Source organism: Xenorhabdus vietnamensis (assembly GCF_002127535.1).
Taxonomy (GTDB): domain Bacteria; phylum Pseudomonadota; class Gammaproteobacteria; order Enterobacterales; family Enterobacteriaceae; genus Xenorhabdus; species Xenorhabdus vietnamensis.
Genome location: NZ_MUBJ01000024.1, coordinates 36,304 through 61,287, shown reverse-complemented (window position 1 = coordinate 61,287; position 24,984 = coordinate 36,304). Strand labels below are relative to the sequence as shown.

Annotated in this window: 29 protein-coding genes and 2 pseudogenes; 8 read left to right on the top strand and 23 right to left on the bottom strand. The window is 41.3% G+C overall.

Annotated features, from left to right (window positions below; all coding sequences use genetic code 11):
* A partial coding sequence (locus tag Xvie_RS17145) for a transposase (protein ID WP_244175701.1) occupies window positions 1-271 on the top strand: 271 nt, incomplete at its 5' end.
* Here Xvie_RS17145 and Xvie_RS17140 read toward each other — a convergent pair.
* The 7 genes and pseudogenes from Xvie_RS17140 to Xvie_RS17110 all read right to left on the bottom strand — a co-directional run bounded on the left by Xvie_RS17140 (window position 258) and on the right by Xvie_RS17110 (window position 4,634).
* On the bottom strand, window positions 258-806 hold the full coding sequence (locus Xvie_RS17140; protein WP_086110391.1) for a phage baseplate protein: 549 nt from the start codon (window positions 804-806) through the stop codon (window positions 258-260). The genes Xvie_RS17145 and Xvie_RS17140 overlap by 14 nt on opposite strands.
* Before the next feature lie 101 nt (window positions 807-907).
* Entirely contained in the window at window positions 908-1,675 is a 768-nt protein-coding gene (locus tag Xvie_RS17135; protein ID WP_086110390.1) for a Thoeris anti-defense Tad2 family protein, read from the bottom strand.
* A gap of 313 nt (window positions 1,676-1,988) precedes the next feature.
* Window positions 1,989-2,471, bottom strand: a complete 483-nt coding sequence (locus Xvie_RS23370) for a hypothetical protein (protein WP_244175700.1) — start codon at window positions 2,469-2,471, stop codon at window positions 1,989-1,991.
* A gap of 328 nt (window positions 2,472-2,799) precedes the next feature.
* Window positions 2,800-3,024: a hypothetical protein gene (locus Xvie_RS17125; protein ID WP_086110389.1), complete on the bottom strand. Its 225-nt coding sequence runs from the start codon at window positions 3,022-3,024 to the stop codon at window positions 2,800-2,802.
* A gap of 435 nt (window positions 3,025-3,459) precedes the next feature.
* Window positions 3,460-3,750 (bottom strand): helix-turn-helix domain-containing protein, encoded by a 291-nt coding sequence (locus tag Xvie_RS17120; protein WP_086110388.1) that lies wholly within the window; start codon window positions 3,748-3,750, stop codon window positions 3,460-3,462.
* 2 nt (window positions 3,751-3,752) lie between these two features.
* Window positions 3,753-4,084: pseudogene (locus tag Xvie_RS23365) on the bottom strand (type II toxin-antitoxin system RelE/ParE family toxin).
* Window positions 4,085-4,214: 130 nt separating this feature from the next.
* Window positions 4,215-4,634, bottom strand: a complete 420-nt coding sequence (locus tag Xvie_RS17110) for a hypothetical protein (protein WP_139838873.1) — start codon at window positions 4,632-4,634, stop codon at window positions 4,215-4,217.
* 130 nt (window positions 4,635-4,764) lie between these two features.
* On the opposite strand from Xvie_RS17110, the gene Xvie_RS17105 reads away from it, so the two are divergent.
* From Xvie_RS17105 to Xvie_RS17095, 3 genes are all read left to right on the top strand, one after another.
* Entirely contained in the window at window positions 4,765-5,067 is a 303-nt protein-coding gene (locus Xvie_RS17105; RefSeq protein WP_086110386.1) for a type II toxin-antitoxin system HigB family toxin, read from the top strand.
* Window positions 5,068-5,070: 3 nt separating this feature from the next.
* Entirely contained in the window at window positions 5,071-5,445 is a 375-nt protein-coding gene (locus Xvie_RS17100) for a helix-turn-helix domain-containing protein (RefSeq protein WP_086110385.1), read from the top strand.
* Between the two features lie 82 nt (window positions 5,446-5,527).
* A complete protein-coding gene (locus tag Xvie_RS17095) occupies window positions 5,528-5,995 on the top strand; it encodes a hypothetical protein (RefSeq protein ID WP_086110384.1) in 468 nt (155 codons plus the stop codon).
* Window positions 5,996-6,396: 401 nt separating this feature from the next.
* Here the strand turns inward: Xvie_RS17095 and Xvie_RS17085 are convergent, their stop codons facing one another.
* Window positions 6,397-6,636: a hypothetical protein gene (locus Xvie_RS17085; protein ID WP_086110382.1), complete on the bottom strand. Its 240-nt coding sequence runs from the start codon at window positions 6,634-6,636 to the stop codon at window positions 6,397-6,399.
* 408 nt (window positions 6,637-7,044) lie between these two features.
* Between Xvie_RS17085 and Xvie_RS17075 the strand changes: the two are divergent.
* Window positions 7,045-8,086, top strand: a pseudogene (locus Xvie_RS17075) (IS481 family transposase).
* Window positions 8,087-8,169: 83 nt separating this feature from the next.
* Here the strand turns inward: Xvie_RS17075 and Xvie_RS17070 are convergent.
* Window positions 8,170-9,567, bottom strand: a complete 1,398-nt coding sequence (locus Xvie_RS17070; protein WP_086110380.1) for a tyrosine-type recombinase/integrase — start codon at window positions 9,565-9,567, stop codon at window positions 8,170-8,172.
* Between the two features lie 215 nt (window positions 9,568-9,782).
* Between Xvie_RS17070 and Xvie_RS17065 the strand changes: the two genes are divergently transcribed.
* Window positions 9,783-10,043 carry a YfhL family 4Fe-4S dicluster ferredoxin gene (locus Xvie_RS17065; protein WP_086110379.1) on the top strand — a complete coding sequence of 87 codons (261 nt, stop codon included), beginning with the start codon at window positions 9,783-9,785 and terminating at the stop codon, window positions 10,041-10,043.
* Between the two features lie 2 nt (window positions 10,044-10,045).
* Here the strand turns inward: Xvie_RS17065 and acpS are convergent, their stop codons facing one another.
* The 12 genes from acpS to trmN all read right to left on the bottom strand — a co-directional run bounded on the left by acpS (window position 10,046) and on the right by trmN (window position 20,655).
* A complete protein-coding gene (gene acpS, locus Xvie_RS17060; protein WP_086110378.1) occupies window positions 10,046-10,426 on the bottom strand; it encodes a holo-ACP synthase in 381 nt (126 codons plus the stop codon).
* Complete coding sequence (gene pdxJ, locus Xvie_RS17055) at window positions 10,426-11,157, bottom strand: pyridoxine 5'-phosphate synthase (protein WP_086110377.1); 732 nt, start codon at window positions 11,155-11,157, stop codon at window positions 10,426-10,428. Before pdxJ ends, acpS begins: the two co-directional genes overlap by 1 nt.
* 68 nt (window positions 11,158-11,225) lie before the next feature.
* Window positions 11,226-11,963, bottom strand: a complete 738-nt coding sequence (gene recO / locus Xvie_RS17050; RefSeq protein WP_086110376.1) for a DNA repair protein RecO — start codon at window positions 11,961-11,963, stop codon at window positions 11,226-11,228.
* Between the two features lie 9 nt (window positions 11,964-11,972).
* Window positions 11,973-12,878: a GTPase Era gene (era, locus tag Xvie_RS17045; protein WP_086110375.1), complete on the bottom strand. Its 906-nt coding sequence runs from the start codon at window positions 12,876-12,878 to the stop codon at window positions 11,973-11,975.
* Window positions 12,875-13,555 carry a ribonuclease III gene (gene rnc / locus Xvie_RS17040; RefSeq protein ID WP_086110374.1) on the bottom strand — a complete coding sequence of 227 codons (681 nt, stop codon included), beginning with the start codon at window positions 13,553-13,555 and terminating at the stop codon, window positions 12,875-12,877. Before rnc ends, era begins: the two co-directional genes overlap by 4 nt.
* Window positions 13,556-13,773: 218 nt before the next feature.
* A complete protein-coding gene (gene lepB, locus Xvie_RS17035; RefSeq protein ID WP_086110373.1) occupies window positions 13,774-14,745 on the bottom strand; it encodes a signal peptidase I in 972 nt (323 codons plus the stop codon).
* Window positions 14,746-14,765: 20 nt separating this feature from the next.
* Window positions 14,766-16,562 carry a translation elongation factor 4 gene (gene lepA / locus Xvie_RS17030; RefSeq protein WP_086110372.1) on the bottom strand — a complete coding sequence of 599 codons (1,797 nt, stop codon included), beginning with the start codon at window positions 16,560-16,562 and terminating at the stop codon, window positions 14,766-14,768.
* A gap of 212 nt (window positions 16,563-16,774) precedes the next feature.
* On the bottom strand, window positions 16,775-17,239 hold the full coding sequence (gene rseC / locus Xvie_RS17025; RefSeq protein WP_086110371.1) for a SoxR-reducing system protein RseC: 465 nt from the start codon (window positions 17,237-17,239) through the stop codon (window positions 16,775-16,777).
* Window positions 17,239-18,198, bottom strand: coding sequence for a sigma-E factor regulatory protein RseB (gene rseB / locus Xvie_RS17020; protein ID WP_086110370.1), 960 nt, complete (start codon window positions 18,196-18,198; stop codon window positions 17,239-17,241). The genes rseC and rseB overlap by 1 nt, the downstream gene beginning before the upstream one ends.
* A 37-nt stretch (window positions 18,199-18,235) precedes the next feature.
* Entirely contained in the window at window positions 18,236-18,886 is a 651-nt protein-coding gene (rseA, locus tag Xvie_RS17015) for an anti-sigma-E factor RseA (RefSeq protein WP_086110369.1), read from the bottom strand.
* 32 nt (window positions 18,887-18,918) lie between these two features.
* Window positions 18,919-19,494, bottom strand: coding sequence for an RNA polymerase sigma factor RpoE (gene rpoE, locus Xvie_RS17010; protein WP_086110368.1), 576 nt, complete (start codon window positions 19,492-19,494; stop codon window positions 18,919-18,921).
* 378 nt (window positions 19,495-19,872) lie between these two features.
* Entirely contained in the window at window positions 19,873-20,655 is a 783-nt protein-coding gene (trmN, locus tag Xvie_RS17005; protein ID WP_086110367.1) for a tRNA(1)(Val) (adenine(37)-N(6))-methyltransferase TrmN, read from the bottom strand.
* A 143-nt stretch (window positions 20,656-20,798) separates the two neighbouring features.
* Between trmN and srmB the strand changes: the two genes are divergently transcribed.
* Window positions 20,799-22,139: an ATP-dependent RNA helicase SrmB gene (gene srmB, locus Xvie_RS17000; RefSeq protein WP_086110366.1), complete on the top strand. Its 1,341-nt coding sequence runs from the start codon at window positions 20,799-20,801 to the stop codon at window positions 22,137-22,139.
* Between the two features lie 92 nt (window positions 22,140-22,231).
* Here srmB and Xvie_RS16995 read toward each other — a convergent pair whose 3' ends face one another.
* Together Xvie_RS16995 and grcA are read right to left on the bottom strand one after the other, a co-directional pair.
* Complete coding sequence (locus tag Xvie_RS16995) at window positions 22,232-23,353, bottom strand: Tle-like phospholipase domain-containing protein (protein ID WP_086110365.1); 1,122 nt, start codon at window positions 23,351-23,353, stop codon at window positions 22,232-22,234.
* A 208-nt stretch (window positions 23,354-23,561) separates the two neighbouring features.
* The gene (grcA, locus tag Xvie_RS16990; protein ID WP_086110364.1) at window positions 23,562-23,945 is read right to left on the bottom strand and encodes an autonomous glycyl radical cofactor GrcA; all 384 of its coding nucleotides are present in this window, start codon (window positions 23,943-23,945) and stop codon (window positions 23,562-23,564) included.
* A gap of 335 nt (window positions 23,946-24,280) precedes the next feature.
* Between grcA and ung the strand changes: the two genes are divergently transcribed.
* Window positions 24,281-24,970 (top strand): uracil-DNA glycosylase, encoded by a 690-nt coding sequence (gene ung / locus Xvie_RS16985; protein WP_086110363.1) that lies wholly within the window; start codon window positions 24,281-24,283, stop codon window positions 24,968-24,970.
* Window positions 24,971-24,984 lie beyond the last annotated feature (14 nt).

Here is a 24,984-nt window from a genome sequence, read left to right as displayed (position 1 = left end):
TGAAGGAATTACATTGATCACGAATGTCCGCCGTAATATGAAGGCCAAATTTTTATCGCTTTGGGACAAGGCCATGTTAAGAAAACGTTTTTTAATAGAAACAGTGAATGACCAATTGAAAAATATTTCTCAGATAGAACATTCAAGACATCGGAGTGTAGTCGGTTTTTTACTGGAGGTTGTATCAGGGCTAATTGCTTATACATTCCAACCCAAAAAGCCGAGCTTAGGTTTACGTGACTATGAAATTGCAATGCTTAAACAAAGCTGAGGTTTTTCTTAGCATCATCAGGGTTTTTCACTTCCTCTTTGTCGTATTTGACCTTCACTTCCCTGATTTCCTCCAGATGCACATTCACCTTGAGCAGCGTCGCACCATCTTTAGACTCACGCGCTAAATCGTAGCCGACGATAGCAGCATTGGTGTAGACGAACTCAGGCGTGACTACGTGAAATTTCAGGGTACTTTTCGCCAAAATTTCCAGTTGAGACAAGAAAGCGCCGCGTTCCAGCGTTCCGCCAGAGCCTTTTGTGAGCTGAACAGTAACTTTGTACGGGTCACCCACTTTGTTATAACTAGCAAATGAGCCATTTTCTATCGGCGCACTCACTACCCGATATTGGTTCTGGTATTGTAGTGATATCACATTATCAGCGAGCAGAAGGGGAATTCCATATTGATTGAATATGCCCCAGTAATTGCCGAACAATGTATTTATCAGTGCCGCACCACCAAGACTGATTCCCGCGTCCAGTGCGGCGTTAGGGATACCCTTCCAGTTAGGTATATCTGGCATTCCGAACATAGAAGCCTCATTTTTTGGACGTAAAAAAACCGCACAAGGCGGCAGATAAAGAAAAGGCCACGCAGAGCGCAGCCTTGGATTCAGAATGTAGATTTGGAGAATTATTTCCAGTTGAAGCAAAAATGCAGTGTATTACCTACGTTTTGTTGCAGTAGGGTAGCAAATTTCTTTACATCATAGTTATCAGAACCATAAACACCTGAATATTCGTATGATCTTTGTCTGCCATCGTTTTCTATAGCACTTCCAAGGTGATAATGCACACCACCAGCAATGACAGTAAGATCTTTTTGAAATAATTTTTGCATCTGGTAACCTTCTTGATTGGTATCAGATGAAACTACAAAACCTATATTGTCATCCCAATCACTTAAAAATTCTGAAAATTTCGCAATATCCACCTTATTTTCAAGGTTAGTTAACGAGCCATACTCACTGTCAGCAATTCCATATCCCCATTCTTTCCAAAGCTCAGCATTGTTCGTTCCTACTTCAAGATCAAAAGACAGCATGCAATTATCTGGCTTTGGTTTTTGCTCAGATTTTAACAACTTCCAATCACAAGCCATCAGGCTCCCTTGCAACTCTTCTTGTGTTGGTCTCCAAGGATACCAATAGCCATCTTTATCACTCTTCTCAATATAAGGGCCCCCTCCACCTTCGCCATTATTAGATTCCGATTCATGGGCAAGGCGCATGTGCTCTTTAGGTACATTCCAGTCACTACGATATACTTGTTTCCCTAAAAATATTTGACTCAATGCCCATGCGAAAGAACCTACTGGTACAGTAATATTGTCATTGTCAATATTATATTGGTCAGGATTAAACGGACATTGTTTATTATCCAGCTTATTAATTTCAGACATAAATCCCTCACTTAATTATTTATTAATAAAGGTAATTTCATCTTACTACTAAATTGCCAGTTAATATTACTGAGGTCAGATTCTTATCTCAATTGAATAACTATTAGCAGAATTAATACGCATTAAAATATGGTTGCGTATTATAAAATCTGTCTATTGGTCGAGTGCGCGATTCAGTGAGTTGTAAATTCAAAGTTTGGTGCTGATAAAAAACCGCACTGTGAAGTGAACTCCTTATATTGGACACTTTAATGGCGGCTAAGTTTGGGTGTTAAAAAACCCGCCGAAGCGGGTTGGGTTGTAAAGTAGATTGCTAATTATTTTCTTTGTTTTCTTTCTGCACCTGTTTTTCTTTTTTAGCAACCTGAAATTTTTCATAGGTATTGAAATCAAACAGAGAAAAGGACTCTATCTGCTCAAATGGTAACACATGCCTAAATTGATAAACCGATAATGGTTCAGATGTAAGGGTTATTCCCTCTTTTCTGTAATGTTCCGCATAATCATGGTCAATAACAAAGGTTAATGTGTCTTTATCCCTATAACCAGACATGAATGGAATCAATACTAAGGTATTGGTATCCATTCCTTCAAATCTGGCAATATCAAGCATTCCAACGTACACTTTTCTGGATTTGAGAGTCACTAGAATGAGAAGCCCCTCATCAATCCTATCTACTGATTCCAGTAATACACCCTCAATTGAACTGTCTTTTGCTATTTCTCTAAAATACTCAATTCTTTTTTCTAAGTCGTTATTATGTTTTTCTACTTGATATGTTCGCTTAAAGCTCACAAAGACCATGCAGCCTAGGCATAAAGCAGAAAAAAAGCTAACCCCAAAAATTCACTGAGACAGAATATCACCAGTGAACGTAAATAGCTTATACTCGACCCCTAAATAATGCAGGATATTCAAAACAAACATCACTAAATACAAATAAAAGACAATTACGGCAGCGAGAATAACCCCTGCGATTAGGAATTCAACCCCTTTCGCGCCAACGCAAAAGTATGCACTCCAGCCCACTGATTTATTGAGTTTGTATTTGGAAGGTAAGTGGGTATCAACATAGTAATACCCACATATAAGAACAAAAACTATGATGAAAGCCCACATAGAGCTATCCTTTTCTGATCGAGTGTAACTTCTCTATGTTGGCTGCAAATGCTTTCTGTACTTCTTCATTGTTGGGGTTTAAGGCTATTGAACCATCTTTATTGACAAAAAACCTATCTTTGGTGTTAATCTCAACTTGATCAACCTGATTTTTATCGATCAGCGTATCTTTAACAATCTTCTCTGGGGACAGGATTGCCTTAAGTATTAGTCTAAATAGTTTACTCATATCCCCTCCTTAACTAGCTAAAGTAATCCAAATTATGCATAACCCGTGAGCAATATTATAGCACGCTATAACATTTGAATTGAGAGCACGATAAGCGAAGTTAATGCAACTTATCGACACAATTACAGAAGATAACAGCAAATAAATAGTAATTACTCAATCATCAGAAGATAACTTCCTATTGATTGATAAAATCCAGCATTCTGGTGAAAAAATCCATCATGATAAATAAAACAGGATAAAAATCCAATTTACAATAAAAATCGTGCAAATTAACTCATGCAGATACTAAATTATTTCAAGGTCATTACTTTATCCCGCTGTCAACTGTCAATAAATTTTATCGAACGTAAAGAACCTTTTTAACTAAATTTCCTTGTGTGGAAGGCCATACAATTGGTCGAAATGAAAAGCCCCGTGATGGGGCTTCGTAAGCTACATAGATAACGCCTTTAAGACATGAAGCGGATCTTTCTCTATTGCCTTTAACAGAGCCTTGGCTGGTCCGGTTGGCTCTCTTCGCCCTTGCTCCCAATTGCGAAGGGTTCCAACGTTAACAGAGATTAATTTAGCAAATCCCGCTTGGCTTAAGCCGGTTATCTGACGAATGTTTTTTACCTTCACTGCCTCAATAGTTGTTTCACGAGAAGCAGCACGTTCGCCATTCATGATTTCGTTCATCTGTGTCATGCTTTCAGTGAGTCTGGAAAATAATTTGCTATCCATTGTTACCATCCCTCATTTAATGCTCTCAAGACTTTCTTTTCTGACTCGCTAAGGTCATCTTTAATGCCTTTTTTATAAATCAGCAACAGTCTTATATGTGAGACATCGACCTTGTGATAATAAATGACGCGTACACCGCCACGTTTACCTTTACCTCTGGATGCCCATCTAACTTTACGTAAGCCCCCAATGTGCTGGATAACATCACCTGAAGCGAGATTGTCTGCAAGATATTGCTGAAACTCGCGATATTCATCAGCTCTTTACAGCTCTTTACAGCTCTTTACAGCTCTTTACAGTCTTCGGTGAATATAGAGGTCTCAATGAATATCATATTTCAGTACGCCATTGGTGTATGTATAAAATGATAATAGCACTCTTATCGTATAAGTCAATGGCGTACGACTGGAGAATTTGGATAGTAAAAGCCCCGTAAGGGGCTGTTTCGACTTTCAGGAAAATTATTATTGCTCTTTCTTGCAGTTAGTTAATTGCTGCATTATGCCGTCACGTGGGCTGCCAACCGAAAGTGTAGCTATAGCGTATTTAGGGAAAAAGCTTTCACTAAATTCACCATCATCATATTGAAACTCTCTCTCTGACATGATCTTCCTGCCATCCGGTGTGACTGGTGCAGCAGTCAGGGCCATCTCATGCCCAACATAATCACCTGATTTCATTCCGTGAATGGTCATCACTCCATTTTTAAAAGTCATCTTGGTTTTCACTGCCACCAGCGGGAAAGAATATTCACTTCCTTGTTTCACTACCTCAGAATTAACTATCTGACCTATTTTGCAGATATACACGCCATTAAATTCACTGTGGTTATCACCGCATCCTGTCAAGGCAAGCGCTGTACATGCTATTAGTAGCTTTTTCATAACATCCTCACATTTTTTCAGTAAGCATAACAGTTGCTTATTAAAAACAATCACAAAAAAACCGTGATGAATTGGCCCCAAAAACCGTACTGTCACTTGCAGAGTCCCAAAATGGGACTACAATTAAATTATGAAAATAATATCCGTTGCATCACTTAAAGCGTTTTGGGAAAAGTATCCCGATGCAGAACAACCACTAAGGGCTTGGTTCGATGAGGCCAAAAAAGCCTTATGGAAGACGCCAGCCGATATTAAGGCTCAATATCGTAATGTGAGCATACTGAAAAACAATCGCATGGTATTTAACATTAAAGGGAACGATTACCGCCTGATAGTTTCTATCTTTTATCCCGCAGGCTGGGTGTACATTAAATTTATCGGCACGCATAAACAATATGATGTCGTAGATGCCAACACTGTAGAGCCGGAGTAAACCATGAACATTAAACCCATTAGAACCGAACAAGACTATCAAGAAGCATTAAAAGCCATCGCTCCGCTGTTTGATAATCAGCCAGAAATTGGCACGCCTGAATTTGATTTTATGGAAATTATGGTGCTGCTGATTGAAGCCTATGAAGCAGAGCATTACCCAATCGACCCGCCAGACCCCATTGAGGCTATCAAATTCAGAATGGAGCAATCCGGCCTGACGGTTAAAGACTTGGAACCAGCTATCGGTAAATCGAACCGCGTTTATGAGGTTCTGAACCGTAAGCGTAATTTGACATTACCCATGATCCGCAACTTACACGGTATGTTCGGTATTCCCGCAGATGTCCTGATAAAACCAACAAAGACAGTCCTGTAAGGGGCTGTTCTATTGGTAATGCTAACCATTGCATATGAAGTTTATTTCCTTCAAGAATGTGTTATTAACTGAGTCGAATTAAATGAAATATTTAAAGAGTTTTGCTGCATTAATGCTATCAGTGCCTGTAATGGCATTTTCTGCGTCTCCTATTATTTGTGAAAACGAATCCCCTGAGCATTCAATTACATCTATTTGGCCTTCGCTTTATTTATCCGATCCAAATACCCTTTGTTTTGATGTTAAAGGCTGGCCTGAGTTTTCAGGTACAAACTGTGTGAAAAATGGCAAAAATGCGAATTGGACTGGTCTTGTGATTGTTTGGGAAGACGGAGAGTCACAAGGTCGGGATTCAACCAATTTCCGTGTAGTAAATCCTGTAGTCACAGATGAACAAATACAATATCGCATAGAGTGGTCTCGTGGAGATGAATGGCGCACGATGCAGAACGTAGCCATCAACCGACTTACTGGTGGTGCCGTGAGCTATTCTGTCACTGAGCATGGTGGAGAAAGCTACCAGTGTAGGGTTGTAAAAAAAGCAATTTAAATCAATGAAGTATAGAATTTATTTATCTTCAGCAATCAATGTAAACCATCCTTGATAGTAACCACAAAATAAGCCCCATCAGGGCTGTTTAGTAAGTGTTCATTCTTTGGCATTCTGAGCGGTTTATAAACTAATTCTTGCTTGTGTTAATTTCCTTGCACCAGTTGGTTTGTATGACCATCGATTGGAATCCATTAACAAAAGATACAGCAGCTCCCAGGTCAACCTCTCCATTATCAAGGTAGTTGTATCTAAATGTCATACCCGGTCTCCCTGAACTACCCAAAAGATCAGGGTCTTGAAGATACTCCGTGCCATCTTTTTCTGGCTTTTGAAGCCTTAATCCTTTGCTGGAGTATGATACGCCGTTTGATAAAACAACTGCCATAGAAGCATTTGAATCATCTATTCTGCCTACTTTTTAGCAAAATTTTGCCATTATCAACTATAGTGGGTCCATACCCAGCGCCAGAACCAACGGCAACCATGTACTCGCATTTATAAAGTCCGTCTTTTACATAAACTGCTATGTCATCGTAATTTTTTTCTTCTTTCTGTTTTGTCTGCCGGGGATGATCAACAATAGTGCATGAGGCTAAAGATGCAGCTATCACCAATAATGCAAAATATTTTTTTAACATTCATCACCCCATGTAATGATTAATTTGCTCCAAGTATAACCATCATGTTCAAATAAAACACAGGGAAAACAAATTAGTGTTATGCTGTACACATAAATCAGCCACTTTGAGGTGCAATGTAATGAGACTAATAAAAGCCGTACTCCTTATAATTGCCACTGTAATAGCATTACCTTCTCTGGCAACAGAGAATAAAAAATATGAGTCGATGGTTAATGTTGGTAACGATTACTACATGGATCTGGATAATGGGAAGATATACGGTATTTACTATGTACCTAAACCACTAGATAAAAATGCATGTATTAGTCGCAATCAGATCTGACACTTCGATTTGAAAAGAAGAGAGTTACCCACTTTGATTAAAGGTGCTGAATCTTAAATCAAAGAAACTAAGAGGTAATTCTCATGCTACATACTAACAATCCAATTATTAAACACAAAGCGGGTCTTCTCAACCTTGCAGAGGAGCTGGGTAATGTATCCCGAGCCTGTAAAGTCATGGGCGTATCACGGGACACTTTTTACCGTTATCAAGAACTCGTTGAAACCGGTGGCATTGATGCGCTTATCAACCAGAGTAGAAGAACACCCAATCTCAAAAACAGGGTTGATTCTGAAACAGAGCAAGCGGTTATCAAATACGCCATTGATTACCCGGCATACGGACAAGTGAGAACCAGTAACGAGCTTCGTAAGTCAGGGATATTTGTCTCACCCAGCGGGGTGAGGTCTATTTGGCTCAGGCACGACCTTGAAAATTTTAAAAAGCGCTTACTGGCGCTCGAAAAACACGTTGCTGAAACGGGGAGCATCCTGACGGAAGAACAAGTGGTAGCACTGGAGAAAAAGAAACAGGATGATGAGGCTTGCGGTGAAATCGACACGGCCCATCCCGGTTTATCTGGGTTCACAAGATACGTTCTATGTGGGCAACTTGAAAGGCGTTGGTCGGATTTACCAGCAGACTTTTGTCGATACCTACAGCCAGGTGGCATTTGCCAAACTCTATACGACCAAGACACCGGTTACCGCGGCCGATGTGCTTAATGATAAAGTACTCCCTTTCTTTGAGTCGCATCAGTTACCGATGTTGAGGATATTAACAGACCGGGGCACAGAGTATTGCGGACGCGTCGAACACCACGATTATCAGCTTTATTTAGCGATAAATGATATAGACCACACAAAAACGAAAGCCAGATCGCCACAAACAAACGGTATCTGTGAACGCTTCCATAAGACTATTTTGAACGAGTTCTACCAAGTCACATTCAGAAAAAAACTGTATAGTTCACTCAATGAGTTGCAAAAGGATCTGGATGAATGGATAGATCACGACAACCATCATCGTACTCATCAAGGAAAAATGTGTTGTGGTCGTACGCCAATAGAGACCTTATTGGAAGGAAAATTAATCTGGGCTGAAAAAAATCTAACCCAGATTTAATCTGACAGGCACTGAATCAAAGTGGGTGACTGTCAGATCGGGTCGCGACTAATACAATTTAAGGAAAAATGCCGTAGTGTGTATTAACTCTTTCGCCGTAGCAGCGCTACTTGGGTCATTATGCTATTTTCATGCGCTTCGAACGCCTGACGTTTTAACGCGATTTCTTCTTGTAATATCTCGTCGGAGAAATCGTAATGCTCACCCATAGGATCAGAGCGATTATCAGAATGGTGCATGCATAATTGGCTAATTTCTCGGGTATCCGAACGAGAATATCCCCGTGCGCGCATTTGGGCAATGATGTTACTTTTCAGGAATTTTCTACACATTGTATTAAATGCGCTCGATTTCCCTTTGATAGTTCCTTCATGGATAACCCCTTTCAGAGCATTTTCAGGACTATAGGTTTTAATTATTTTATCCAGAGAACGTTTAGAAAAAGGATTTTGTATGTTCTTGGGCTGTAAAAACACATAGTCCCGATTACATCCATTTACAGAATCACTCCACGATTTTTGCTCATCAAGGATGCTCTTCAACATCGGCGTGATTGGTAACCTAAATTCTTTCTGCGTTTTCATTGCTCCGCGCATACCCATTATTCCCGCAGGATAAACAATTTCCCCCGCAGCAGCATTCACATACTCCCAACGTAAATTTGATACGTTGATTGGTCTAACACCAGTTAATATCATGTAGCGCATTGCATTTTTTTGATGAACGGACGTGCATGCTGCGACATTAATCCATAATTGAGCAATAGACTCTATATCTGTAAAACGACGGGTAGGGGTAGGTCGCTGCACGCGAGACGAAATGTAATCATCAGGAATACTGGCAGCAATGTTTTTCCCTCCACAATGCAGTGGAGCGGCAAATTTCCAAAATCTGCGCAGCTCTCCAAATAGTTCGAATGCCTGATTGTTGGATTTTGTTTCAATCCACGAATCCAGAGCGTCAATCAAGCGTTGATATGTAACATCGCTATATATCTCTCGAGGTTCGAACGATTCACGTAACTGTTTTATCCTGCAACTGTACGTATAAAAACTATGTTCACCGAGTTTTTTACGTTCGACCTTTGCTCGTAAATCATTTTCGTATGAATCCAAAATTTGATGTACTGACTCAGCCGTTAGTCCTTCTTTAGCCAGATCTTGAGCTTTCTCACGAGCTATAGGTAAGGTCAACTCAGGCCATTCGCCTAATTTCCGGCCTTTTAACCCCATGCTTTTAGGGTACTCGGCATAAATAGTAACCTTCCCCGCTTTGCTGAAATCTATTCTTAGGTAATTTTCCTTTTCATACTTAGATCGACGGGGCTTACCTAAATGTTTTAATATGGTCTTAGCAGCCGTAACACAGATTTTCATGTGTGAGCCAGTATATGGGGGCTTACACGACTCCCAGCTAGCTAAGGCGCTTAAATATACATCATTTTGTTGGGTGATTGTCGTTTGTGTTACTATGCTTTTCATTAAAAACTCCGTAATATCATGATATTGATATATTAGCTCACACATCACTATATTTTAGACACCTAAAACAGTCATGTGTTGCGGTTTTGTGTTACGGAACATCGATTTTAAATGTAAAACATACTGTATAAAAGCACAAGAATCGTGTAAATGTAACGAATACGGAATTCACTTAACCACTTGTTTTAAAAAATTTATATACATAAAATACTGAAATGGCATTACTAATTACCAAACGCTGTATAAATTGTGATATGTGTGAACCCGAATGCCCTAATCAGGCCATCACAATGGGCACAGAAATCTATGAAATTGAGTCTGAACGTTGTACCGAGTGCATCGGGCATTACGAAAAGCCAACTTGCCAATCTGTCTGCCCGATCACTAATACCATTATCCTTGACCCTAATAATCAAGAAACCGAAGAACAGTTATGGGATAAGTTTGTACTGCTACATCATTCTGACAAAATTTGAAGTTAACTTTCCAATATCACCGTCGCACAAGCATAACGCCGTTCATCTGCCAGTGTGACATGGAGGGATTTTACATTCAGTTTGTTAGCCAGCACTTCGGCCTCGTCATGAAGTTTTAAAGTGGGTTTTCCCAGTAGATCATTAATCACTTCAAATTGATTAAAGGCCAGCCCGTTGCGGATACCCGTTCCAAATGCTTTGGCTGCTGCTTCCTTAACTGCGAAGCGCTTTGCCAAAAAACGGATAGGCTGATTATGCTGTTGATATTGTTGCCACTCTCCATCACTCAGAATTCGCCTTGCCAGACGCTCACCCGAACGCCCGACAATTTCTTCAATACGGGATATTTCAACAATATCTGTGCCTAAACCAATAATGGCCATTAACGGCGTGCTTCCCGCAGCAATGTTTTCATATCTGCAACAGCCGCAGACAAGCCACTGAATACAGCACGGCCAATAATTGCATGTCCTATATTCAATTCATAAATTTCAGGTAAAGCTGCAATACGCTGTACATTGTGATAGGTCAAACCATGACCAGCATTGACTTTAAGGCCTTTAGCCGCCGCGTAAGTTGCAGCTTCTTTGATGCGCTGAAATTCTTTTTCCTGTTGTATTTCATCCTCAGCATCGGCATACGCACCAGTATGAATCTCAATAAATGGAGCTCCAACTTCAACAACTGCATCAATTTGCTGGTAATCCGCATCAATGAACAAAGACACTAAAATTCCCGCTTCTGATAACGTTTTAACAGCCGCAGCAATATGCTCTTTTTGTCCAAATACATTCAATCCGCCTTCCGTTGTTACCTCTTGACGCTTTTCAGGCACTAAGCAACAGAAAGTAGGCTTGATTTGGCAAGCAATCCCCACCATTTCGTCTGTTACCGCCATTTCAAGGTTCATGCGGGTTTGAATGGTTCTTTCTAATAATTGGACATCTCTGTCAGTAATATGGCGGCGATCTTCACGCAGGTGAATCGTTATACCATCAGCACCCGCCTGCTCTGCAACAAATGCAGCCTGAACGGGATCGGGATATTGTGTCCCTCGGGCATTACGTAAAGTTGCAATGTGATCAATGTTGATACCTAACAATACCTCAGCCATTTTTAGCTCCTGCAATAACATAAGATTCAGTAAAGTTTACACTCTTCATCATGAAAAAGCGGCTTACTTTAATTTTCATTTTTCTTGTTGGGATGATCAGTTTTTTTACGTATGAATTGACGAAACAGTTCACGGCTCTTTAACGGTTTCCCACCCAAATAAGGTTTCAAGGCAATGCGAGTGAAACGCTTTGCCGCTTTCAAAGTTGCATGGTCAGGAAATTCACCAATTGCCAACGCCTTAAGTTCATAACCAGTAAAACTGTAGTGATCTACAATTAAACTGGCGATAAATCCTTTTTCTTCACGATAACGGTAAGTCATTGTATCCGCTACAGGTTCACCACTTCCTGCACAGTGAAGATAATTCACACCGTATCCCATATTAGTTAGTAACGCTAATTCAAAACGGCGCAATGCATACTCCGGCGTGTATTCACTCGCCGCAAGAACTTGTAAACATTGGAGATAATCAAAAAAAAGTACGGGATATGCCGTCCCTTGCTCAAGGACTCTAGACAAAAGCTCGTTCACATACAAACCGCTGTAAAGCACGCTTCCCCTCAAGGGGAGAGCCAATGAGATAGGCTCTGCATCTCTTAATGTCTTGATTTCTCCCCGCCCGCTCCAACGCATGAGCAGCGGGGTAAAAGGTTGCAAGCAACCTTTCAAATTGGAGCGACGGCTTCGTGCCCCTTTTGCCAATACTCGCACACGCCCTTCATTTTCAGTAAATACGTCCAGTAGTAAACTGGTTTCACTGTAAGGGCGTCCATGAAGCACAAAGGCTCTCTGCCAGCCGTCCACACATCAGCCTTATAAGTCGTCAATGTAACCGAGGCTACGAAGCGCCCGTTCATCATCAGCCCAGCCAGCTTTCACTTTTACCCACAATTCTAAGTGGACTTTTACATCAAACAGCTTTTCCATATCTTGACGGGCTTCTGTGCCAATCGTTTTGATTTTGCTGCCTTTATTACCAATCACCATTTTCTTCTGACCATCACGCTCTACCAGAATCAAACCGTGGATCGTATAACCGCCACGTTCATTGGCAACAAATTGCTCAATTTCCACTGTCACAGAATATGGAAGTTCATCACCCAAAAAACGCATCAATTTTTCACGGATGATTTCTGATGCCATAAAACGCTGTGAACGATCGGTAATGTAATCTTCAGGGAAATGATGTTCTGCCAGTGGTATATGATCACGCACTAATTTGGCAATAGTATCAACATTCATGCCTTTTTCAGCGCTAATCGGCACAACATCAATAAAATTCATCTGTTGGCTGAGAAAACCGATATGAGGCAGAAGAATAGTTTTATCTGTCACATTGTCCACTTTATTAATAGCCAGCAAGACAGGGCAACGCAAATGACGCAACTTATTCACCACCATTTCATCATCGGGTGTCCAGTGCGTACCTTCCACAACAAAAATAACCAGTTCTACATCACCAATAGAGCTGGTCGCCGCACGGTTCATCAAACGGTTAATCGCACGCTTTTCTTCAATATGAAGACCCGGTGTATCAACATAGATGGTTTGGTAAACCCCTTCCGTATGAATCCCCATGATGCGATGTCGCGTCGTTTGAGGTTTACGGGAAGTGATGGATACTTTCTGACCCAATAATTGATTCAGTAAAGTTGATTTACCGACGTTAGGCCGACCGACTATTGCAACAAATCCACAATAGTTTTTTTCTTCGCTCATTCAAGCTCCAGTTGTTTTAATGCTTGTTCCGCAGCCGCCTGTTCTGCCTTGCGGCGACTGGAACCGACTCCTCTGACAGGCTGTTCAAATCCACTGACCTGACAGTGAATTGTAAATTCCTGATCGTGTGCTTCCCCACGAACTTGAACAACCAGATATGTAGGCAATGGCAAATGACGCCCTTGCAAATATTCCTGTAAACGCGTTTTAGGATCTTTTTGCTTATCACCCGGGCTAATTTCGTTCAAACGAGTTTCATACCAATTCAGGATAATCTTTTCGATGGTTTGAATATCGCTATCAAGAAAAATAGCACCAATTAAGGCTTCAATACTATCCGCCAAAATGGATTCGCGACGATGTCCCCCGCTTTTTAACTCCCCCGGCCCCAAACGCAGGCATTCACCTAATTCAAACTCTCTGGCCAATTCCGCCAACGTATTGCCACGCACCAATGTTGCCCGCATACGACTCATGTCCCCTTCATCAACACGAGGGAAACGATGGTAAAGCGCATTAGCAATGACAAAACTCAGGATTGAGTCGCCAAGAAATTCCAGACGTTCATTATGCTTACTGCTGGCACTGCGGTGAGTCAAAGCTTGAAGCAACAAATCGTACTGTTTAAAGGTATATCCTAGCTTATGTTGTAACCGATTCGTTATTATGGAGTTCATGTGCTACCAATTCAGTTAGAATTTATCAAATAAAAGCACACGCAACAGACCTGTAAGGCTAGACTTATCTGGCAGTATTCACCCTATGCCCTACCTTACAAAACTGTTGCGTTTGCACTGGCTCCCAAAGATATCCATCACCTTGAGGAACCAGTCATCTCGTTTGAAAGAATATTCTACACTGTGAGATAAATTAATGCTGCGCTAATATATAAATATTAGTGAATTCCACCAATTCGGCTAAAACGCACACCAGTAGGCCATTTGCCTTCCTGTTTTTCGAAACTCATCCAGATGGCGGTTGCACGGCCTACCAGATTTTTCTCCGGTACAAATCCCCATGAACGGCTATCATCGCTATTGTCACGGTTGTCACCCATCGCGAAATATTGGCCCTTGGGAACAACCCAAGTACTACTCGGCAAACCTTCTTGAGAGAAACTAGGGGTACGTTGTAGTTGAGGAATAAGCAAAATATGGTGTGACACATCGCCTAAGTTCTCAACTCTTTCGTCCTGACGAAAAGAATTCTGCCCCACTGGTTCGTCAGCCGGAACTTGATAAACACCATTTACAAATTTCCCTTCCGGTGTCAACCCTGTTTTTATCGTCCATTCACTTGGGAATATATTCTGATAAGTAACAGATGAATCTCCCTTACATTCCGCACTCCAACCACAATTAGGGAAAACCTGAAGCTCTTTTGTGAAATGATTGTAAACAATCTTATCCCCAGGTAGCCCAATAATCCGTTTTACAAAATCTATGCTTGGGTTCTTCGGATATTTAAAAACAGCAATATCCCCACGCTTAGGCTCACCAGTTTTTATTAAGGTTGTTTGCGTAATCGGATCTTTCAAACCATAGGCAAATTTTTCAACCAGAATGAAATCACCAATCAGTAATGTTGGCATCATTGAACCAGAAGGGATCTGAAAAGGTTCGTAAACAAAAGAGCGCAGAACCAACACAATGGCTAACACTGGAAAAACAGATGCAAGTGTTTCAACCCATGAAGGTTTATGCAGTTCTTTAGCCAAAACTTCCTGAGTTTCTGCGCCTGCCGCCTGTTTCTGAATATGAGCAAGCTTTTTTTTACGTTCAGGAGCAAACTTGAATCGCTCCATGCACCAGAGAATACCGGTGATTAACGTTGCTAACGTTAATACCAAGGCAAAAGTGTTAGCCATTTAAACTCCTTACGACCTTGTTAGTTATCTTTGCCAACATGCAGAATCGCTAAGAAGGCTTCCTGCGGCAGTTCAACATTTCCGACCTGCTTCATGCGTTTTTTACCTTCTTTCTGTTTCTGCAATAGCTTTTTCTTACGGCTGACATCACCACCATAACATTTCGCCAGTACGTTTTTACGTAACTGCTTAACGGTAGAACGCGCAATAATGTGAGTTCCTATAGCAGCCTGAATTGCAATGTCAAATTGCTGACGTGGAATCAATTCCTTCATTTTTTCCACCAGCTCACGTCCACGATACTGAGAATTGTCACGGTGAGTAATCAATGCCAGAGCATCAACACGCTCACCATTGATCAAAACATCTACGCGAACCATGTCTGCGTCCTGGAAGCGGATGAAATTGTAATCCAGAGATGCATAACCACGGGATGTTGATTTCAAGCGATCAAAGAAATCCAAAACAACTTCAGCCATTGGGATTTCATAAGTCAGTGCAACCTGATTACCGTGGTAAACCATATTAGTCTGTACACCTCGCTTCTCCACACAGAGTGTAATAACATTGCCAAGGTATTCTTTCGGCAACAGCATGTGACATTCTGCAATCGGTTCACGCAGTTCCTTAATATTGTTTAATGCCGGCAACTTGGATGGACTATCAACATAGATAATATCATTACTGGTTGTCTCAACTTCATAAACAACTGTTGGAGCCGTTGTGATCAAATCGAGATCATATTCACGTTCCAAACGTTCCTGAATGATTTCCATATGCAGCAATCCGAGGAAGCCACAACGGAAACCAAAGCCCAATGCGGTAGAACTTTCTGGCTCATAGAATAATGAAGCGTCATTTAAGCTCAATTTACCCAATGCATCACGGAATGCTTCATAGTCATCAGAACTAATTGGGAACAATCCCGCATAAACTTGCGGTTTAACCTTTTTAAAACCAGGCAGTGCTTTTTCCGCAGGTTGACGTGCCGTTGTCAATGTATCCCCAACTGGTGCCCCCAAAATATCTTTGATGGCACAAACCAACCAGCCTACTTCACCGCAATTCAATACATCACGATCAATACGTTTTGGTGTGAAAATACCCAGACGATCAGCGTTATATATCTGTCCGGTACTCATGACCTTGATTTTATCACCTTTACGCAATGTACCGTTTTTAATACGGACAAGTGAAACAACACCAAGATAATTATCAAACCATGAGTCAATAATCAGAGCCTGTAATGGTGCGTCAGGATCGCCCTCTGGCGATGGAATTTCTTTCACCAAACGCTCAATAACATCCTGTACACCCACGCCCGTTTTTGCAGAACAACGAACAGCATCTGCTGCATCAATACCAACAATATCTTCGATTTCTTCAGCTACACGCTCTGGTTCAGCAGCAGGTAGATCTATTTTGTTCAGAACTGGAACCACTTCCAGATCCATTTCAATGGCGGTATAACAGTTAGCCAATGTTTGAGCTTCAACACCCTGCCCCGCATCAACAACCAACAATGCACCTTCACAAGCAGCCAGTGAACGGGAAACCTCATAAGAGAAGTCAACATGCCCTGGCGTATCGATAAAGTTTAATTGGTAGACTTGCCCGTCATTTGCCTTGTAATCCAGAGTTACACTTTGTGCCTTGATTGTAATGCCACGTTCACGCTCAAGATCCATTGAATCCAGTACTTGTGCTGCCATTTCGCGATCCGACAGCCCCCCACAGATTTGAATAATCCGGTCAGATAAAGTGGACTTACCGTGGTCAATGTGGGCGATAATGGAGAAATTTCGTATTTGCTTCATTATTTAATCTTTTTTGCCTTAATATTTCTGAATCATTCGCCTATGGACACACCGATGGACATAAAGCGACAGTTTATTGGTTCGGCCACTGGCCTGAGGAGCTGTATTCTACATGCCAAACCTGTGAAAACCTAGTCATGCCTGTGGTTTTCAGTATGACCCAGTAGTTTTCAGTATGATAAATAAAGTTGAAACTCTCATGATCAAGTAAATTATTCTTGCTGTAGAACCTTAACTGCATCAGGAGGTAAACCAATTTGCAACACTATAGGCTGGTATGTTTGCAGATTATCCCAATATGCAGCAATCCTGCGGGCAATGAAGAAACCAGCGAACCCACCGCCAATTCCCCCTAAACATATCCATAATTGATCAGCTGTCCAAGATTGGAAAAGTACAGCTCCCAAAAACAGCCCCAGCAACGGTGTTAAATAAACCAGCATGGCTGAACGTAGTAGACTACTTTCAGGAATACCTACTTCAACTTTCTGGCCTGGTTGAAGTGGTTGAGGAATTTCCAGTTCCAACTGATGGATGCTTTCTGGCCCTATTTTCTCCAGTAAATAAGAGCCACAGGCTGCTTTGGCCTGACAACTGCCGCAACCTGAGGATGAACCGTAACGTAACAATGCCCGGCCTTTTTGCCAACGAACAACTGTTGCCCACTCTTTCACCATCAGTTTTCTCCCGTAAATGTCACGCTTGCTGCAATTTGTTCGGCTGTTGCGAAAGGCAGCTCACCAATGATTGTTATGCTATTTTTACCTCTGGCCAAAGTATAAACCGTTCTCCTGCCTTGTCGAAGCAATTGTTTATCAACCACATTTTTGTTTGAGTTCATGACATTTACAGAAAAACTAAACAACCCATCACTATACATGATGGATTGTAACCATTCTGTCTCTGATAGCTTCCGGCTATTACGGGAAATTTCTTTGAAGCCGTCAGGCTCTCTTCCAACCAACCAATTGAACGCCAACTTATCAGAAGGTGGAATGAGTAACATAGGGGGTAATTTGAAATCTGTAATCGCGCTTAGTTCCGTTTTAATATGTTCATTTACTGTTGATGACACGACACGGAATTGCTCAACGACTGTTGTATTATCTCTATCCAATAGATCTATCCACAAGGGAAGGTGGGTTTTATCATCAATCAGAAGGTTATAGTTATAGCGGGATTCATCTTTCGATATGATGCGCACAAAACTCACGGGATGATCACCTACATGTGTACTGCCTACATCAATGAAACGATAAAATTTCTGTAATTTTGCAAAATCAGCAAAGATGATCGGTGGAAGATAGTCAATAATATGAGTGCCATGGATACTAAAGGAATCCAATCCAGGTTCATAATAACTGATTTGAGTACCGCGCTGGATAATCTCCCTTCGTGAACCATCCATTTGCATAATTTGGGCAATAGACTGCCCGTCAATAATGGCATGACGGTAACGTAAGGGAACGATGAGTCGCTGCTCCAAGTTAATAAAACCAAGCTCATAATCCAGCGTCTGTACTGCCTTACTCATATCCTGTAACAAAGCCTCAGCGCGGCTTTGCTGTGCTGAGGCTCTTAGAGGATTTATCAGGCTACTTGATAATAAAAAAACGAAAAACCAAGTATGTTTCATTACTGTTATCGTAAGCTATTATCGTGAACTATCATTGTCAATATTGCCGTGTCTGTTGTGGTACTTGCTCTCCAAGCGGCTGGTTAGCCTGTGTGACACCCTGATTTTTTTCAAAGTGAATACGGCGATCAAGTTCATATTGCTGCAACATCGCATCAATTCGTTTATTACTTTCACGCACTCGCATACTCAGTTCATTACCGAAAGTTTCTTCTTCGGCGGGAGTCGCTAAACCAACTGTTGAAGTTGTTCCCATCACAGGCAATGTATTAAAAGCCGGTGTTTCAAATTGGTTATCTATTTCAGAGCCACTATTATCGTTATTATAGTGTTGGACACCGACAATCACGCTCAGGGATACACAAGCAGCAACACCAACTTGTGTAATTTGGCTCTTCCATGTGCGAATTTTGTTCCAGAATGGCATGGCCGACCATGTTTCAGGCTTTGGCTGGGATTCCAGAACAGCTACTGGATTGATATGAACGGGTTCTTTTTCAAGAGCCAAAGCTACTTGACTCGCAATATCCAAATGCAATACATTCCCCACATCACCACGCAGCACATCACGTACAAGATGATATCTTTCCCACTGTTTCTGCATAATCGCATCTTCAGAGACCAAATGAACTACTTCACTATCAAGAGCTTCTCCATCCATTAATGCGGAAAGTTTTTCTCTTTGCATGCCAAAGTACCCTTAAATATTGTTTTATCCCATTACTGTTGGATCAATGGTTGAATTTTATTATCAACGGCTTCCCTTGCCCGGAAAATTCTTGAACGCACAGTGCCTACAGGACATTCCATGATGTCGGCTATTTCTTCATAGCTCAACCCATCCAACTCCCTCAACGTAATCGCTATCCTTAAATCTTCCGGGAGCGATTCAATAGTTCGGAAAACGACTTCCTTTAGCTCTTCAGACAACATTAAGTTCTCAGGGTTCGAAATTTCTTTTAATGAACTTGATGTATCATAATTTTCTGCGTCGTTGGCATCCAGATCATTGGATGGTGGACGACGCCCCTGAGCGACCAAATAATTTTTCGCAGTATTAACGGCAATACGATACAACCATGTATAAAAAGCACTATCTCCCCGGAAAGAAGAAAGTGCCCGATAAGTTTTAATGAAAACCTCTTGAGCAACATCAGGAACATCGCCTTGAGGTACGTAACGAGCGATCAGGCTCGCTACTTTGTGCTGATATCTCATAACCAGCAAATTAAATGCTTTTTGGTCACCCTTCTGGACCCGTTCAATCAGCATTTGATCCGTTAACTGCTCGCTCATCCGAGGTTCACTCTCCTGAGGTAAAACTCCACATTTATAATTAAAATAAACCAATATGATGTTCTGATTTCCCGAACAAGCATGACTTTGAGTATCAATTGACTGTGAAGTTCAACTTTAGCTGTAATTTTATATTACAACACCTGTTACTCTCGTATTACACACCGTCTATTTTATTGATTTTAAGCAAATTAATTTTTGATGGCATTTGCTCAATGCGTCTTGAGGTATACAATCTCTTGGAAATCTATTATTGGGTACCTAGCACAAATCATAGCCTCTATTTCACAGGGTGCACGATTTTAATCTAAGAAAAACAGAATTTTTATTCTATTGTACCAAATAATCCAATTCACCATCTCAATAGTGCTAACATTATCAATAATAAAGATAAAAATCTGTTACTAACTGACGGAATTCGTCTGAATATGCACCATCCGTTCCTCGAATGGTTAATTCACTCATTTGAACGCCCTGTTCTTGTAGGGATAACCCCAGCAATAGGCGATGTAATGGCTTATCTTGCCTGTCACGAATACTGACACGAAAATGGGTAAACCATCCCAAATCTAATGCCATTTTTTCAAACTGTTCGCCGATATCATAAGGCAATACCAGACAAAACAATCCCATTGGAGTAATCAATGCTTGCACACATTCCAATAAACCTTTATGTGTCAATGACGCTGTATAGCGTGCCTGATTGCGTGCTTCGTTTCGACATGCTATAGCAGGTTCAAAATAGGGTGGATTGCTAACAATCAAATCGTATTGAAGACTAAGTTTCCGTGATTCATTTTGCGCTATCTCATTTTGTTGCACATTTTGCCGCACGAAATCATGAATATCTTTCTGATGAACCGTAATGCGGGAAGGCCATGGTGATTGTTGCACATTATCAACTGCCTGCGTTGCAGCAAGAACATCCAGTTCCACTGCATCAATGATAGTATCTTCTTTTGTACGCTGGGCTATCATCAACGCAATTAAACCACTGCCACATCCGATATCCAGACATCTTTTCCTGTTGTATACTGGCGCCCAAGTTCCCAACAATACACCATCCGTCCCGACTTTCATCGCACATTTATCATGCCCAACAAAAAACTGTTTAAATGTAAAACCACCGCGGCGAAAAGCGGGTTTCTGTATCAATGCCATAGCCCATATCTGCTGAAATTAGAATTTGTCATAGCATAAATCTTATGGTCGGAGGATAAAAGCAACCTGCCCATCGGATGCTTTTATAGGATGAAGAATGCGATTAACCTGTTTATAATCGGCGACCCAAATAGAGGTATATGATGACTGCGACAAACTTTTCCGAATTCGAACTTGATGAATCCCTGCTTGATGCGCTGAATGAAAAAGGCTACGAACGCCCGACTGCCATTCAAGCGGCAGCCATTCCTGCTGCTATGGATGGACGCGATGTACTAGGCTCAGCGCCAACTGGTACAGGTAAAACCGCCGCTTACCTATTGCCGGCATTACAGCATTTACTGGATTTTCCCCGCAAAAAATCGGGGCCTCCGCGTATCCTGATTTTAACTCCAACCCGTGAGCTGACAATGCAGGTTGCAGAACAAGCAAAAGAATTTGCAGCTCACACACATTTGGACATTGCCACAATAACGGGCGGTGTTGCCTACATGAATCACGCGGAAGTATTCAGTGAGAATCAGGATATTGTTGTCGCAACGACAGGGCGTTTGCTGCAATATATCAAGGAAGAAAACTTCGACTGTCGCGCAGTGGAAACGTTGATCCTTGATGAAGCTGATCGCATGCTGGATATGGGATTCGCCAATGATGTCGAAACTATTGCAGGTGAAACTCGCTGGCGCAAACAAACATTGTTATTCTCCGCAACCCTAGAAGGAGAATCCATCCGCGATTTTGCTGAGCGTCTGTTAACTGACCCTGTCGAGATCGATGCTGAACCTTCTCGCCGTGAACGCAAAAAAATCCAGCAATTCTATTATCGGGCTGATACGCTAGAGCATAAAACAGCCTTGCTGTGTCACCTTCTCCAACAACCTGACGTTACTAAATCCATTGTGTTTGTACGCAAGCGAGAGCGTGTGCGTGAAGTTGTTGATTGGCTGAGTCAGGCAGGCATTCAGGCTTGTTTCCTTGAGGGCGAAATGGTGCAAGCCAAGCGTACAGATGCTGTGAAACGCCTGAATGATGGTAAAGTCAATGTTCTGATCGCAACTGACGTTGCTTCCCGTGGACTGGATATCGAAAACGTCAGCCACGTTTTTAACTTTGATTTACCCCGTACAGCAGATGTTTATTTGCACCGGATTGGCCGTACTGCTCGCGCAGGCCGCAAGGGAACAGCCATTGCTCTGATTGAAGCGCACGATCATCCTCTTTTGGGCAAAATCAGCCGTTATCTCAAAGAACCTTTGAAAGTGCGGATCGTTGATGAACTTCGTCCGCAAACCAAAGCACCAAGTGAGAAAAAAAGCTATAAACCATCCAAAAAAGTGCTGGAAAAACGCAAAGAGAAGAAAAAAACTGAAGATACAAAGAAAAGCCGCGTGAAAGTTCGTCATCGCGACAGTAAAAATATTGGTAAACGCCGTACTCCTTCAGGCAATCCCAAACCAGAAGTAACTGAATCCAGCAACGATTAATTGTCAAAATGTGGGCGAAGTCATACAATCAATGGCTTCGCTCCCAACTAGTTTGCTATTTATTACTTAATCAAAACACCACATTCAAAACATTACACAGTGTAATTCTGCTCATTCCATTGTGATGCGATTTGCTGATAAGCTTCCTCAAATTGTTCTCTGGTTGCAGAATCATCCATAGTCATTGCCAATGATCGCAAGGAAGCTATATTTTCATCATTCTCATCGGTACTATCGATTGATGCCAACATAGTATCGTGATTATTCAACCAAGGCTTTTGTTCTGTCATTAATTCCAGAACGGCTTCCAAAAAGTGAGCCTTAAATGAATGAAATCCATACCTATGAGGCAATTTATCCCAGATGCTGTCCAATTCATACTCTAGCCCTATAGTGCTCCCCATTGGTTGAGGTACGGGCAATGTTTTTTGCAAATTATCCAACCAATCATGCTGGACAGTATAATGTCGTATCAAGCCGCTACCTGCCAATTCACGCGCAACCTCAGGCAATATTCCCATATGTTTCAATGTTGCATCTGAAACACCAGCAGAATTATAAATAACAGCGGGTTTTCCCGTTGCCAATGCAGCTACAGTTGCTAATCCACCTCCCAATGAATGCCCGGTAAAAATGACATTTTCCCCAAAAACTTTTAACGCTTTATATGCCAATTCCACAGCTTGATTATATTGTTTTTCATTGTAACCAAGCCCCTGACGAATGCTTACCATAAAATCTTTTAATTCATTCGATCCCGTGAAAGAGACAATATATAACCCTTTGTTTTGGTAGACGCCAGCCTGAAACCCGGTTGAGTAATCGTTCAATGTTTTGGGATCAATGCCTACTTTCGATAAATCATCATCAGATAGACGCACATAATCGCCAATCCCTAAACTGCTTTCCCGATAAACATCACGGGTAACCAGTGTCAGAGAATAATCAATAAATTGAGAGTGTTTTCCTGCAATATCATTAGCTTTCAATTCAGGTTCTGCCATCACACTCGTATTTAAATTATTAATCAGTGATTGATAGAGTGCATTAGCCTGTTTAGTGTTTTCTGAAAATGAAATACTTGAAGAAGAAATGTGTTCAACTTTATCTGGTAGTGACTGGATTGGAGAATTGGATTGAGGTTGCAGGGAGTTTCCTTGTAATGAGTAGATCCCTAACTCGCTGGAAAAATTGGTGTTAACTGATAATGTCATAAAATTCTCCTACAGATTATTCAGGTTTAAGGGTGTTTAAAAACCCAAACTCTCTATCGGCAGGAAATTTAACAAGTTTAAAACAAATTTAATTTTTAATTAACAAAATTAAATTACATACTAAAAATAAGGAATTATGTTTCCTTATTTATTCCAATAAAAAAGGGAGCATTGATTCTCCCTTTAGACTTTTTGTCTGATATAAAAATTACAGGCTTTCTGTAAAAGTGCGCGCAATAACATCACGCTGCTGTTCTGGAGTCAGTGAGTTGAATCGCACAGCATAACCAGATACACGAATAGTAAGCTGAGGGTATTTTTCAGGGTGTTTTACCGCATCTTCCAACGTTTCACGACGCAGAACATTAACATTCAGATGTTGCCCGCCTTCTACACGCACAGTCGGTTTGACTTCCAACTGAATCTCGCGATATTCAAACTGCCCCAATTCCTCTTTGGCAACAATCTGGCCTTCATCGTAACCCGCTTTGGCACAAATACAACGCGCTTCATTTTTCTCATCATCCAACAGCCAAAAAGAATTCATTAATGCAGCGTTGTCAGATCGGGTAATTTGAATCCCAGTAATCATTTATACCTCCAACATCATCGTCTTAGTTATTTAGTTAAATCATTATTTAATCAACCATCATTCATGATTTCCTGTATACCAGCACAAATGGGAAGATTCTTTGATAGTAATCAACTAATTTTGTAAGGTTATTAATAATAATTCAGTAACAACATGTTTTAAAACATCTTTTATAGAATGACCAAATGAAATTATTTTTGTATTTTTTCAAAAAAATTTATAAAACAGATTTTCATTCTAAGAATTAAGCACAGATTGACCTTCAAGGGTTCCCCTATCCTAAGGGAATCGGTAAGCTTAGGCCTATCTGATAATCATCTAGAAAGGGATTGGCTATGTCCGCACCATCCGCACCTCTCATATGGCACGATGTCATCGGCAATGAAAAGAAACTGCCTTATTTCGTTGATACATTAGCTTACGTCGCCAATGAACGTCAGGCTGGAAAAACCATTTATCCGCCTCAACAAGATGTTTTCAACGCATTCCGTTATACCGAATTGGCTGATGTAAAAGTGGTGATTTTGGGGCAAGATCCTTACCACGGACCGAATCAAGCCCACGGTCTGGCTTTCTCTGTACAGCCGGGCATTCCTGCACCGCCTTCTCTCATCAATATGTACAAAGAACTGGAATCGGACATTGCCGGATTTACTCGTCCCAATCACGGTTGTTTGATCAGCTGGGCAAAACAGGGAGTATTGTTGCTCAATACCGTGCTAACTGTTGAACGCGGCAACGCGCATTCTCATGCTAATTTGGGGTGGGAAACTTTCACTGACAAAGTTATTGCCGCAATCAATGAACATCGCAGCGGAGTCATTTTCTTGCTTTGGGGATCTCATGCACAGAAAAAAGGCCGTTTTATTGATACCCAGCGCCATCATGTATTAAAAGCACCACATCCTTCTCCTTTATCTGCCCATCGTGGGTTTTTAGGCTGTAAACATTTTTCACAGGCTAACATTCTGTTGGAAACCCAGGGGTTGTCTCCGATAGATTGGACACCTTTGTTACCCCAATAATCAATTTCTACTTG

What these genes read in the sequence shown, in the direction of transcription:
- Xvie_RS17140 (WP_086110391.1), bottom strand. Translation starts at nt 806, where the DNA reads ATGTTCGGAATGCCAGATATACCTAACTGGAAGGGTATCCCTAACGCC.
- Xvie_RS17135 (WP_086110390.1), bottom strand. Translation starts at nt 1,675, where the DNA reads ATGTCTGAAATTAATAAGCTGGATAATAAACAATGTCCGTTTAATCCT.
- Xvie_RS17125 (WP_086110389.1), bottom strand. Translation starts at nt 3,024, where the DNA reads ATGAGTAAACTATTTAGACTAATACTTAAGGCAATCCTGTCCCCAGAG.
- Xvie_RS17120 (WP_086110388.1), bottom strand. Translation starts at nt 3,750, where the DNA reads ATGGATAGCAAATTATTTTCCAGACTCACTGAAAGCATGACACAGATG.
- Xvie_RS17110 (WP_139838873.1), bottom strand. Translation starts at nt 4,634, where the DNA reads ATGAAAAAGCTACTAATAGCATGTACAGCGCTTGCCTTGACAGGATGC.
- Xvie_RS17105 (WP_086110386.1), top strand. Translation starts at nt 4,765, where the DNA reads ATGAAAATAATATCCGTTGCATCACTTAAAGCGTTTTGGGAAAAGTAT.
- Xvie_RS17100 (WP_086110385.1), top strand. Translation starts at nt 5,071, where the DNA reads ATGAACATTAAACCCATTAGAACCGAACAAGACTATCAAGAAGCATTA.
- Xvie_RS17095 (WP_086110384.1), top strand. Translation starts at nt 5,528, where the DNA reads ATGAAATATTTAAAGAGTTTTGCTGCATTAATGCTATCAGTGCCTGTA.
- Xvie_RS17085 (WP_086110382.1), bottom strand. Translation starts at nt 6,636, where the DNA reads ATGTTAAAAAAATATTTTGCATTATTGGTGATAGCTGCATCTTTAGCC.
- Xvie_RS17070 (WP_086110380.1), bottom strand. Translation starts at nt 9,567, where the DNA reads ATGAAAAGCATAGTAACACAAACGACAATCACCCAACAAAATGATGTA.
- Xvie_RS17065 (WP_086110379.1), top strand. Translation starts at nt 9,783, where the DNA reads ATGGCATTACTAATTACCAAACGCTGTATAAATTGTGATATGTGTGAA.
- acpS (WP_086110378.1), bottom strand. Translation starts at nt 10,426, where the DNA reads ATGGCCATTATTGGTTTAGGCACAGATATTGTTGAAATATCCCGTATT.
- pdxJ (WP_086110377.1), bottom strand. Translation starts at nt 11,157, where the DNA reads ATGGCTGAGGTATTGTTAGGTATCAACATTGATCACATTGCAACTTTA.
- era (WP_086110375.1), bottom strand. Translation starts at nt 12,878, where the DNA reads ATGAGCGAAGAAAAAAACTATTGTGGATTTGTTGCAATAGTCGGTCGG.
- rnc (WP_086110374.1), bottom strand. Translation starts at nt 13,555, where the DNA reads ATGAACTCCATAATAACGAATCGGTTACAACATAAGCTAGGATATACC.
- lepB (WP_086110373.1), bottom strand. Translation starts at nt 14,745, where the DNA reads ATGGCTAACACTTTTGCCTTGGTATTAACGTTAGCAACGTTAATCACC.
- lepA (WP_086110372.1), bottom strand. Translation starts at nt 16,562, where the DNA reads ATGAAGCAAATACGAAATTTCTCCATTATCGCCCACATTGACCACGGT.
- rseC (WP_086110371.1), bottom strand. Translation starts at nt 17,239, where the DNA reads ATGGTGAAAGAGTGGGCAACAGTTGTTCGTTGGCAAAAAGGCCGGGCA.
- rseB (WP_086110370.1), bottom strand. Translation starts at nt 18,198, where the DNA reads ATGAAACATACTTGGTTTTTCGTTTTTTTATTATCAAGTAGCCTGATA.
- rseA (WP_086110369.1), bottom strand. Translation starts at nt 18,886, where the DNA reads ATGCAAAGAGAAAAACTTTCCGCATTAATGGATGGAGAAGCTCTTGAT.
- rpoE (WP_086110368.1), bottom strand. Translation starts at nt 19,494, where the DNA reads ATGAGCGAGCAGTTAACGGATCAAATGCTGATTGAACGGGTCCAGAAG.
- trmN (WP_086110367.1), bottom strand. Translation starts at nt 20,655, where the DNA reads ATGGCATTGATACAGAAACCCGCTTTTCGCCGCGGTGGTTTTACATTT.
- srmB (WP_086110366.1), top strand. Translation starts at nt 20,799, where the DNA reads ATGACTGCGACAAACTTTTCCGAATTCGAACTTGATGAATCCCTGCTT.
- Xvie_RS16995 (WP_086110365.1), bottom strand. Translation starts at nt 23,353, where the DNA reads ATGACATTATCAGTTAACACCAATTTTTCCAGCGAGTTAGGGATCTAC.
- grcA (WP_086110364.1), bottom strand. Translation starts at nt 23,945, where the DNA reads ATGATTACTGGGATTCAAATTACCCGATCTGACAACGCTGCATTAATG.
- ung (WP_086110363.1), top strand. Translation starts at nt 24,281, where the DNA reads ATGTCCGCACCATCCGCACCTCTCATATGGCACGATGTCATCGGCAAT.